This is a genomic window from Streptomyces sp. NPDC060209 (assembly GCF_042728155.1).
Lineage (GTDB): Bacteria > Actinomycetota > Actinomycetes > Streptomycetales > Streptomycetaceae > Streptomyces.
Genome location: NZ_JBHWZS010000313.1, coordinates 1 through 10,168 on the forward strand (window position 1 = coordinate 1; position 10,168 = coordinate 10,168).

General features: G+C 70.0%; 11 protein-coding genes. 9 read left to right on the top strand and 2 right to left on the bottom strand.

The genetic code is table 11. The features are described 5' to 3' along the window. The first annotated feature begins 73 nt into the window (after positions 1-73). Genes ACFWFI_RS36125 through ACFWFI_RS36140 form a run of 4 tightly spaced genes read left to right on the top strand, consistent with a single transcriptional unit; the run spans position 74 to position 4,938 of the window. A complete protein-coding gene (locus ACFWFI_RS36125; protein ID WP_387398803.1) occupies positions 74-1,024 on the top strand; it encodes an ABC transporter permease in 951 nt (316 codons plus the stop codon). A 1-nt stretch (position 1,025) separates the two neighbouring features. Continuing rightward, on the top strand, positions 1,026-2,999 hold the full coding sequence (locus ACFWFI_RS36130) for a dipeptide/oligopeptide/nickel ABC transporter permease/ATP-binding protein (RefSeq protein WP_387398805.1): 1,974 nt from the start codon (positions 1,026-1,028) through the stop codon (positions 2,997-2,999). Next, positions 2,996-4,006 carry an oligopeptide/dipeptide ABC transporter ATP-binding protein gene (locus tag ACFWFI_RS36135; protein WP_387398808.1) on the top strand — a complete coding sequence of 337 codons (1,011 nt, stop codon included), beginning with the start codon at positions 2,996-2,998 and terminating at the stop codon, positions 4,004-4,006. Before ACFWFI_RS36130 ends, ACFWFI_RS36135 begins: the two co-directional genes overlap by 4 nt. After that, the gene (locus ACFWFI_RS36140; protein WP_387398810.1) at positions 4,003-4,938 is read left to right on the top strand and encodes a dihydrodipicolinate synthase family protein; all 936 of its coding nucleotides are present in this window, start codon (positions 4,003-4,005) and stop codon (positions 4,936-4,938) included. The genes ACFWFI_RS36135 and ACFWFI_RS36140 overlap by 4 nt, the downstream gene beginning before the upstream one ends. Positions 4,939-5,013: 75 nt before the next feature. On the opposite strand, the gene ACFWFI_RS36145 is transcribed toward ACFWFI_RS36140, so the two are convergent. Further along, positions 5,014-5,805, bottom strand: a complete 792-nt coding sequence (locus ACFWFI_RS36145; RefSeq protein ID WP_387398812.1) for a chaplin — start codon at positions 5,803-5,805, stop codon at positions 5,014-5,016. Positions 5,806-6,080: 275 nt separating this feature from the next. Between ACFWFI_RS36145 and ACFWFI_RS36150 the strand changes: the two genes are divergently transcribed. The 4 genes from ACFWFI_RS36150 to ACFWFI_RS36165 all read left to right on the top strand — a co-directional run bounded on the left by ACFWFI_RS36150 (position 6,081) and on the right by ACFWFI_RS36165 (position 8,011). Further along, positions 6,081-6,482 (top strand): rodlin, encoded by a 402-nt coding sequence (locus ACFWFI_RS36150; RefSeq protein WP_387398814.1) that lies wholly within the window; start codon positions 6,081-6,083, stop codon positions 6,480-6,482. Positions 6,483-6,703: 221 nt separating this feature from the next. Then, a complete protein-coding gene (locus tag ACFWFI_RS36155; protein ID WP_387398816.1) occupies positions 6,704-6,937 on the top strand; it encodes a chaplin in 234 nt (77 codons plus the stop codon). 172 nt (positions 6,938-7,109) lie between these two features. Further along, positions 7,110-7,412, top strand: coding sequence for a hypothetical protein (locus tag ACFWFI_RS36160; protein ID WP_387398818.1), 303 nt, complete (start codon positions 7,110-7,112; stop codon positions 7,410-7,412). Between the two features lie 188 nt (positions 7,413-7,600). Then, entirely contained in the window at positions 7,601-8,011 is a 411-nt protein-coding gene (locus tag ACFWFI_RS36165; protein WP_387398820.1) for a rodlin, read from the top strand. A 157-nt stretch (positions 8,012-8,168) separates the two neighbouring features. Here the strand turns inward: ACFWFI_RS36165 and ACFWFI_RS36170 are convergent, their stop codons facing one another. Then, a complete protein-coding gene (locus ACFWFI_RS36170) occupies positions 8,169-8,669 on the bottom strand; it encodes a DUF5949 family protein (protein WP_387398822.1) in 501 nt (166 codons plus the stop codon). Between the two features lie 320 nt (positions 8,670-8,989). Between ACFWFI_RS36170 and rsgA the strand changes: the two genes are divergently transcribed. Next, positions 8,990-10,144, top strand: a complete 1,155-nt coding sequence (gene rsgA / locus ACFWFI_RS36175; RefSeq protein WP_387398824.1) for a ribosome small subunit-dependent GTPase A — start codon at positions 8,990-8,992, stop codon at positions 10,142-10,144. Positions 10,145-10,168 lie beyond the last annotated feature (24 nt).

The following is a 10,168-nucleotide window of genomic DNA, read 5'->3' on the forward strand; positions in this document are numbered from 1 at the left end:
CCGGTACACCGGTCCGGGCCGCCCACCCCGGCGGCCCGGACCCGCCGTCCGCCCGATCGCAAGGAACCCGACGATGGTTGCTTTTCTCCGGCTCGCGCTGCGCCGCGTCGCGATGATGCCGGTGATGATCCTCGGCATCGCGCTGCTGGTCTTCGTGGTGCTGCAGTTCTCGCCGGTCGACCCGGCCTTCAACGCGCTCGGGGAGAGCGCCACCCCCGAGGCCCGCGCGGCCTTCGCCGAGGCCAACGGGCTCAACGACCCACTGCCCGTGCGCTACTTCGACTTCCTCGGCCAACTGCTCCACTTCGACCTCGGGATGACCGTCCCGCCGAGCCAGCCCGTGATCGACCGGATCACCGCGGCCTTCCCGCTCACCCTCCAGCTCACCTTCCTCGGGCTGCTCCTCGCTGTCGTCCTCGCCGTCGTCGGTGGCGTCCTGGGCGCCGTGTACCGCGACCGCTGGCCCGACCAGCTCTTCCGGATCCTGTCCATGGCCGGGGTCGCCATCCCGTCGTTCTGGCTCGGCGTCCTGCTCATCCAGCAGTTCGCGCTGAACACCCGGATCTTCCCGACCGGCGGATACACCAACCCCGCCGACTCGTTCGGCGGCTGGCTCACCACCATGGTCCTGCCGGCCGTCTCGCTCGCGGTGCCCGTCGCGGCGTCGCTCGCCAGGCTCGTACGCACCTCGATGGTCGCCGAGCTCGACCGCGACTACGTCCGCACCGCACAGGGCAACGGCCTGCCGGTCTTCCTGGTGATCCGCTCGGTGCTGCGCAACGCGCTCGTCACCCCGCTCACCGTGCTCGGGGTCAAGGTCGGCTACCTGCTCAGCGGAGCCGTCGTCATCGAAGCGATCTTCGACCTGCCCGGCATGGGCAAGCTCATCCTCGAAGGTGTCACCGGCGGCGACGTCGCCCTGGTCCAGGGCACCGTACTGACCATCGCCATCGCGTTCCTGGTGGTCAACGTCATCGTCGACCTGCTCTACCTGCTGGTCAACCCGCGCATCAGGACGGTGTGACATGTTCGCCACCGGCCGTCTGGCCACCAAGCTCTCCCGACCGGGCATCGCCTTCCGCGCCCTCCCGGTCACCTCCCGCGTCGCCCTCGGCGTGCTGATCGTCGTCGTCCTCGGCGCCGTACTCGCCCCCCTGCTCACCCAGGACCCGCTGACCACCGGAACCCCCGTCCAGGCCCCCGGCCCGGACCACTGGTTCGGCACCGACCGTGCTGGACGCGACGTCTTCGCCCGTGTGGTGCACGGCTCGCGCTACTCGCTGGTCATCGGCCTCGGCGCGACCGCCGTCGCCCTGGTCGCCGGCTCCGTCCTCGGCTCGCTCGCCGCCACTTCGCGCAAGCTCGGCGACGAGTCCGTCATGCGCACCCTCGACATCGTCATGTCCTTCCCGCCGATCGCGCTCGCGGCCGTCCTCGTCGCGGTGTTCGGCACAAGCATCCCGGTGATCATCTTCACCATCGCCTTCGTCTACACCCCCTCCCTCGCCCGCGTCGTACGGGCCAACGTCCTGGCCCAGTACGGAGAGGACTACGTCGCCGCCGAGAAGGTCATCGGGGCCCGGCGCGGCTACATCGTGCTCCGCCACGTCGCCGTCAACTGCATGGCCCCGGTCATGGTGTTCGCGACCGTCATGGTCGCCGAGGCCATCATCTTCGAGGCCAGCCTCTCCTTCATCGGGGCCGGTGTGCAGGACCCCGACCCCAGCTGGGGCAGCGTCCTCGCCTACGGGCGGCAGATCCTCCTCGCCGGCGGCTGGTGGGCCACCTTCTTCCCCGGCCTCGCCCTGCTGGTCACCGTCCTCGCGCTCAACATCCTCTCCGAGGGCCTCACCGACGCCTCCGCAGCGCCCAGGAGCGCCCGCGCCGCCGCCGCCCCCGTCACCACCACGGCACCGGACCCGGTCGAGGCCGCCTCCACCGTCGACATCGACGCCGCCCTCGCCAAGCTCGCCCGGCACATCGACGCGACCGGACCCGCCGTCACGCCGCTACCCGAGGACGCCGGCGAACTCCTCGTCGTACGCGACCTGGCCATCCGCTTCCCCGACCGATACGGCGACATCGCCGTCGTCGACAAGCTGAACTTCACCGTCCACGCGGGCGAGACACTCGGTCTGGTCGGCGAGTCCGGGTGCGGCAAGTCCATCACCAGCCTCGCGGTCATGGGGCTCCTCGCCCGCAACGCCGAAGTCAGCGGCGAGATCCTCTACCGCGGCGAGGACCTGCTGAAGCTCTCGCCCAAGGAGCGCCGCGCCCTGATGGGCCCCGAGATCGCCATGGTCTACCAGGACGCGCTCTCCTCCCTCAACCCGTCCGTACTCGTCGGAACCCAGCTCAAGCAGCTGACCTCGCGCGGCGGCACGAAGACCCCGGCCGAACTCCTCGAACTCGTCGGCCTCTCGCCCGAACGCACCCTGCGCAGCTACCCGCACGAACTCTCCGGTGGCCAGCGCCAGCGCGTCCTCATCGCCATGGCCCTGTCCCGCAGTCCCCGCCTCCTGATCGCGGACGAGCCCACCACCGCACTCGACGTCACCGTCCAGGCCCAGGTCGTCGAACTGCTCATCAAGCTGCGTGACGAACTCGGCTTCGCCATGGTGCTGGTCTCCCACGACCTCGCACTGGTCGGCGACCTCGCGCACCGGGTCGCCGTGATGTACGCGGGCCGCCTGGCCGAGGTCGGCGACACCCGCTCCGTCCTCACCGACCCCGCCCACCACTACAGCCGGGGCCTGCTCGGGTCCGTCGTCTCCCTGGAGGCGGGGGCCGACCGGCTGCACCAGATCCGCGGAGTCGTGCCCGCCCCCCAGGGCTTCGGTGAGGGATGCCGATTCGCGGGGAGGTGCGCCGCCGTGAGCGATCTCTGCCGCGGCACGGCACCGGCGCTCACAGGGCGTGGCACCACCACGGACCACGGCTTCGCCTGCCACCACCCGGCCGGGGCCGTCGCGCAACAGCTGGAAGGGAGCGCCCTGTGATCAGGCTCGACAACGTCCACGTACGCCACAAGGCACGCAGCGGAGGGCTCTTCCGCCGCGACGCCGTCCACGCGCTCACCGACGCCACGCTGGAGGTCGAGCGCGGCGAGATCGTGGGCCTGGTGGGGGAGTCGGGCTGCGGCAAGTCCACGCTCGCCCGGGTGCTGACCGGACTGCAGAAGCCCACCGAGGGTGAGGTCCTCTTCCACGGCCGGAATCTCTGGGAGATGCCGGGCGCCGAGCGGCGCAACGACTTCGGATCGGCCGTGGGCGTCGTCTTCCAGGACCCCTCCACCGCGCTCAACCCGCGACTCCCGGTCCGCCAGATCCTGCGCGACCCGCTGGACGTGCACAGGCGCGGCACCCGGGAGGCACGCGAGGCGCGCGTCGAGGAACTGCTCGACCTGGTCGGTCTGCCCGGCCACACCCTCGCCGCCCTGCCCGGACAGCTCTCCGGCGGCCAGCGGCAGCGGGTCGCGATCGCCCGCGCCCTGGCCCTCGAACCCGAACTGATCGTCGCCGACGAACCGACCTCCGCACTCGACGTCTCCGTACGCGCCCAGGTCCTCAACCTCCTCGTCGACCTCCGTGAACGCCTGGGACTCGGCATGGTGTTCATCTCGCACGACATCCAGACGGTGCGCTACCTCGCCGACCGCATCGCCGTCCTCTACCTCGGCCGCATCGTCGAGGAGGGCCGGGCCGCCGAGGTCGCTGAGGCCCCCAGACACCCGTACACCGAGGCGCTGCTCTCCGCCACACCCAGCCTGCTCGAGGCGACGCAGCGCATCGTGCTCACCGGCCCGGTGCCCTCGGCCACCAACCCGCCGCCCGGCTGTCCGTTCAGCACCCGCTGCTGGAAGGCCGACGATGCGTGCGCCACGGCCTTCCCGGCGGAGAGCTCAGGGCCCGGCGAACACCGCTGGCACTGCGTCCATCCCCAGCCCGCCACGTCGTCCCCGGCCGCGGAACCGATCCCCGTACCGCCCGCAAGGAGCACCGCATGACCACCCGCACCGCCCCGTACTCCGGTGTCATCCCGCCCGTCGTCACTCCGCTCACCGCGGACGGCGAACTGGACACGGCCTCCCTGGAGCGGGTCGTCGGCCACCTCCTCGACGGGGGCGTCAGCGGACTCTTCGCCCTCGGCAGCTCCGGCGAGACCGCCTACCTGACGCCCGCGCAGCAGGACGAGGTCATCAAGGTGATCACCTCGGCCGCCGCGGGGCAGGTACCGGTCCTCGTCGGCGCCATCGAGACCACCACCAACCGGGCCATCGAGCGGGCCCTGGCCGCGGCCGGACTCGGTGCCGACGCGGTCGTCGTCACCGCGCCCTTCTACACCCGGACCCATCCCTCGGAGATCGACCGCCACTTCCGGGACATCGCGGCAGCCGTGGACCTTCCGCTCCTCGCGTACGACGTACCGGTGTGCGTCCACAGCAAGCTGGACCCGGAGCTGCTGCTCCCGCTCGCCGCGGACGGGGTCCTCGCCGGTGTGAAGGACTCCAGCGGGGACGACGGATCGTTCCGCCGGCTCGCCATCGGAGCACGGGAGCTCCACGGCTTCTCGGTCCTGACCGGTCATGAACTGGTGGTCGACGCCATGATGCTGAGCGGGGCGGACGGGTCGGTGCCCGGACTGGGCAATGTGGACCCGCACGGCTACGTGCGGCTGCACCAGGCTGCCGGACGGGGGGACTGGGCCGCCGCCACGGCCGAACAGGACCGGCTCGTCTCGCTGTTCGACATCGTCGGGGCCGCCGCACCCGGTACCGCTTCGGCGACGGCGGCCGGACTGGGCGCCTTCAAGACGGCCCTGATGCTGCGGGGCGTCATCGCGACCAACGTGATGAGCCCGCCGATGCGCCGGCTGGATGCCGCGGAGACCACCGTGATCGCCGCATACCTGGACCGGGCGGGCCTGTCCCGCGTCTGACACCGCTTCCCGGACATGCACAAGGGCCGCCCCGCAGCACAGATGCTGCGGGGCGGCCCTTGTGCATGTCCCGGACTAGTCGCGGGAACCGCGGGTGCGGCGCATGAGCACCGCGCCTGCCAGCAGCAGCCCCGCGCTCGCGCCGGCGGCCAGGCCGATGTCAGCGGCACCGGTCTGGGCCAGCTGCGTGTCAGGCGTGTTCGGGCCGGGGTTGCCGGCCGGCGGCTCCTGGGCGGGGGGCTCCTGGGCCGGGGGCTCGGAGACCGGCGGCTCGACCGGCGGCTTCGAGGTGGGCGGCTGGACGGTCGGGGGCTCGACGGTGGGCGGCTCGACCACCGGCGGCTCGACCGGCGGGTACTCGTGCTCGTAACCACTCTCGTTCACGCAGGAGTTGCCGAAGGCGGGGTTCAGCGCACCGACGAGATCGACGCTGTTGCCACAGGCGTTCACCGGGATATCCACCGGAGCCTGGACCAGGTTGCCGGAGAGGACGCCCGGCGATCCGACGGCCTTGCCGTCGGCGCTCGCGCCGGAGCCGCCGTGGCCGTATCCGTCGTCCCCGTACGCGTCGCCGTGCTCGTCCCCGTACGCACCGCCGTGCTCGTCGCGGTGCTTGTCGCCCGAGCTGACGTTCGCGCAGTTGTTACCGAAGGCCGGGTTCAGCAGGGCGATCACATTGACGGTGTTGCCGCAGAGGTTCACCGGGACGTGCACCGGGACCTGCACGGCGTTGCCCGAGCCGACACCGGGCGAGTTCGCGGCGACACCGTCCGCCGAGGCGTCGGCGTGTGCGTAACCGCCTGCGGCGGTCAGGATGCCCGACGCCGCCGCCATGACGATCATGCTTTTATTCAGAACCTGTCGCATTACATGCCCTTCTCCGGGAAATTCGCGTGGGCGGTGACCCTGATGGCGGTCATTCCATCGACGCGGACGACTTCCTAACGACGCGACGGTTGCGGGGGAAACTTGGAGACCGGTGGAAATTCTGTAACCACCCGAAAGGGTCACGTACGGGTGTTCGTCCCGCGGTGAAGTTCTGGCATTCGGGTGAACGAAGACGAACGGGGGGAACCAAATGCCCGGCGGCGAGTTGATCAGGGCGCTCCGCTGCGGGGCACTAGGTACGAGAAGGGTTCATCGTGATCAAGAAGGTTCTGGCTACGGGCGCCGTAGCCGCCTCCATCCTCGGTCTCTCGGCGACCAGCGCCATGGCGATCGGCGACGACACGGGCACGACGTCGATCAACGGCAACGGTGCCGAGTCGGAGTTCGGGAACAGCGAGACCAAGGGTGACCAGAGCCCGCAGCTCAGCCTCGTCCAGGGCTCGCTGAACAAGCCCTGCATCGCCCTGCCGGTCAAGGCCAACGTGGGCACTCTGGCCCACCTCGCCAAGATCGCGGTCCAGGACATCAACGTCCTGTCCAACCCGCAGAACCAGCAGTGCGCGGACAACTCCACCCAGGCCAAGGGTGACGAGCCGCTGTCGCACATCCTGTCGGACATTCCGGTTCTGTCCGGCAACGGTGCGCACAACAGCTGACCGCGCCACAACGACCGGTCCGGGCCGCCGATACTCCTCCGTCGTGCGGTCCGGGCCCGCAGCAATCGGGCGGTTTTCCGAGAAACAGCTTCCATAGCGTTTCGATGTCGCCCGCAAATTGTTACGCATTACAGCCCCGGAGTCACGAGCGCATTCCGAGAATCGCCCGTACGGCACGAAAGACGTGTCCGTCCAGAACTCCGCTGCAGAAAGGGACGAAAGTGAAGTACACCAAGGTTGCCGCCGTCGCCGCCGGAACCCTCATGGCGCTGGGTGCCGCTGCCCCGGCCATGGCCGACTCCGGCGCCGGCGCGGTCGCCGCCCACTCCCCGGGCGTCCTCTCCGGCAACGTCGTGCAGGTTCCGATCAACATCCCGATCAACATCTGCGGCAACACCCTGAACCTCGTCGGTGCGCTCAACCCGGCGTTCGGCAACGCCTGCATCAACCGCTGAGCTTTGCCGACCGAGCCGACGGCTCGTCATGAGAAGGCCCTGGAGCCCATTGGGTGCTCCAGGGCCTTTTTGCCGCGTACGGAAAATCCCGCCACTCGCAGTTTCCCCGTGTACCGCTTGATCGTTGTCCATGACAAAGGCGGCGGATGCCGCCGGAGAAGGGATTCGAGAAGTGAAGTACGCGAAGACCGTAGCCCTCGTCGCAGGTTCCGTGGCCGCTCTCGGGGCCGCCGCTCCCGCGGTCGCCGCCACGGCACCCACGGCACCCAAGATCAGCCTGACCACCGGCGTGAACGAGCTGACCTCCACCGTGCCGCAGATCCCCGACCAGGTGGTGAACCCCGTGGTCGACGCGGTCGGGCAGACGGCCGAAGCGGCTCACGAGGACGGCACGGTCAGCAAGTCGGCGGAGGCGGTCACCGATGCCGCCGCGGCGGCGGGCCCGCTGATCGGTGGACTCCCGCTGGGCGGCTGATCCTTCGCGGGGGCACCTGGCCGCCCCTTCTCGCCGCACCATTTGACCGGCCGGCTTTCCGCGAATTCCGCGACGATCCGGCCGAGGAAATCGTTCGAGTGAAATGGCGCAACCGAAACCGCCCGGGCGGAGTTGTTCAGAGCGCTCCGGACAGGCGGGCAACAGAGAAATACCAGAAGGGCACGTTCATGATGAAGAAGATTCTGGCGACCGCGGCAGTCGCCGCCTCCGTCGCCGGCGTTTCCGCCGCCGCGGCCCCCTCGGCCATGGCGATCGGCAACGACACCGGCACGACGTCGGTCAACGGCAACGACGCCGACCAGTACTACGGCAACAGCAGCACGCACGGTGACATGAGCCCGCAGATCGGCCTCATCCAGGGTTCGTTCAACAAGCCCTGCATCGCCCTGCCGGCGAAGGCCAACCTCGGCTCGGTCCTCGGGTTCGTCCCGATCTCGGTCCAGGACGTCAACGTCCTGTCCTCCCCGCAGAACCAGCAGTGCACCGAGAACTCCACCCAGGCCAAGGGCGACGAGGCGCTGTCGCACATCCTGAACGACATCCCGGTGCTCTCGGGCAACGGCGTCGGCAACAACTGACACCACTGAGTGCGGGCGGCCCGGGGCGTATCGCCTTCGGACCGCCCGCACTCGGCTGTGCGGCTCGAGGCCACTCGTCCGCGCGCAGGACGATGCCCACCACTCCACGGGGGGTGGTGGGCATCGCCTTGTGCGCGGGGAGTCCGGGCGCGGGGTGTCAGCCCAGACTGCGTACCGGCATGAGGCAGTGGGCGGAGGTCCTGATGACCTCCGGGTCGGTCACGAAGGACCGCAGCAGCTCCTCGCTGACCGGCTGCCCGGGGACGGCCGCGGGCCACGGGCGTGTGGCGAACATCCCGTGCACCCTGCCCTCCGACCGCGCCACGTCCTGCCACTCACGCGGCACGGTGCACTGCGCCGTGAAGTGAGGCATCGTCACGACTGCCTGGCCGGCCTGGACGAGCAGCTTCACGGGAAGGTTCGGCAGATCCGAGGCGTCCAGCGTCTCGCCTCCCACCCGCAGGCCGCTGCGCTTCAGGGCTGTGCGCATGGCGCTCTCGCCGGCCTCCGGCCCGTCCGGGCCGTCGCCGAGCGAATAGGTGAGCACGAAGGCGGTCTCACGCCCTGTTCCGGGATTCGACCCGCTCCAGCCGATCAGGATCTGTGTGCCCAACTGGGCGGGGGAGAAAGGGGCGGTGGCGGCGTTGGATGAGGTCATGTCCGGCACACTAACGGGCCGAGACCGGTCGATGTGCATGCGTATCACCTGATCGAGGGAGATTGCGCACCAACTGCAGCGAAAGCGACGGCCGTGTGGTCACGCGCGGAAAACCTGTTGACGCTGCCGGGCGCCCCCGGGCTAGGGTGTGCGCAGTTCAAGGAGCCAGGAGGTGAGGACATTGATGACTGTCGTTGCGGTGGGCGCTGCCCACAACCCGAAGAGCATCGTTCCCACCCCAGTGGCCACCGGCTGACCTTGACCTTTTCCCTCCGCGCCTGAACGCGCGGTGCCGGGGCCGCCCTTGTGAAGGGTTTCCCTTGTCTTTCTCCATTCCCCAGGCTTCCACCCCGTCGCACCCGCTGGCTCCGTACGGCTGGGACGACGAATGGGCCGACACCTTCGCCCCCTTCGCCGAGCAGGGACTCCTGCCGGGACGCGTGGTGCGGGTGGACCGCGGTCAGTGCGACGTGGTCACTCCGGACGGCGTACTCAGGGCCGACACCGCGTTCGTGGTGCCCCGTGACCCGATGCGGATCGTCTGCACCGGCGACTGGGTGGCCGTCGACCCCGACGGCGACCCGCAGTTCGTCCGTACGCTCCTGCCCCGCCGCACCGCCTTCGTACGCTCGACGTCGTCGCAGCGTTCCGAAGGGCAGGTCCTCGCCACCAACATCGATCACATCGTCATCTGTGTCTCGCTCGCCGTCGAGCTGGACCTCGGACGACTGGAACGGTTCCTGGCGCTGGCCATGTCCAGCACCGCCGGCGCCGCTCTGCTCGGCGACGGGACACCGTCGTCGGGGTACGAGGCGCACCCGTTGGTGCTGCTCACCAAGGCCGACCTCGTCCCGGACGTCACCACGCTGTCCCACCTCGTCGAGGACATCGAGCGCATCGCCCCCGGGGTGCAGGTACTCCCTGTCAGCTCCGCCACGGGGGAGGGCGTCGATGTGTTCGGCGCGATCGTCGGCGGCGGTACGAGCGTGCTGCTCGGGACCTCCGGCGCCGGAAAGTCGACCCTCGCCAACACGCTGCTCGGCGAGGACGTCATGCATGTACAGCAGGCGCGTGAGGTGGACGGCAAGGGCCGGCACACCACCACGACGCGCAATCTCCTCGTGCTGCCGGGAGGCGGCGTCCTGATCGACACCCCAGGACTGCGGGGGGTCGGTCTCTGGGACGCGGAGGCCGGCGTCGGCCAGGTCTTCTCGGAGATCGAGGACCTGTCGCGGCAGTGCCGCTTCCACGACTGCGCCCACGAGTCCGAGCCCGGCTGTGCCGTGCTCGGCGCGATCGAGGACGGGTCGCTGCCCGAACGTCGTCTCGACAGCTACCGCAAGCTGCTCCGGGAGAACCACCGCATCGCGGCGAAGACGGACGCCCGGCTGCGCACCGAGACCCTGCGCGAATGGAAGCGGAGGGGACTGGAGGGCCGGACCGCCATGGAGATGAAGCGGGGCAGGACGCGCTGAGGGGAACGGCCCGGGGTGTCCGGG

Bases quoted from the DNA above. Each gene is read 5' to 3' on its own strand.
- ACFWFI_RS36125 (WP_387398803.1), top strand. From the start codon at position 74: ATGGTTGCTTTTCTCCGGCTCGCGCTGCGCCGCGTCGCGATGATGCCG.
- ACFWFI_RS36165 (WP_387398820.1), top strand. From the start codon at position 7,601: ATGATGAAGAAGATTCTGGCGACCGCGGCAGTCGCCGCCTCCGTCGCC.
- ACFWFI_RS36170 (WP_387398822.1), bottom strand. From the start codon at position 8,669: ATGACCTCATCCAACGCCGCCACCGCCCCTTTCTCCCCCGCCCAGTTG.
- ACFWFI_RS36140 (WP_387398810.1), top strand. From the start codon at position 4,003: ATGACCACCCGCACCGCCCCGTACTCCGGTGTCATCCCGCCCGTCGTC.
- ACFWFI_RS36130 (WP_387398805.1), top strand. From the start codon at position 1,026: ATGTTCGCCACCGGCCGTCTGGCCACCAAGCTCTCCCGACCGGGCATC.
- ACFWFI_RS36145 (WP_387398812.1), bottom strand. From the start codon at position 5,805: ATGCGACAGGTTCTGAATAAAAGCATGATCGTCATGGCGGCGGCGTCG.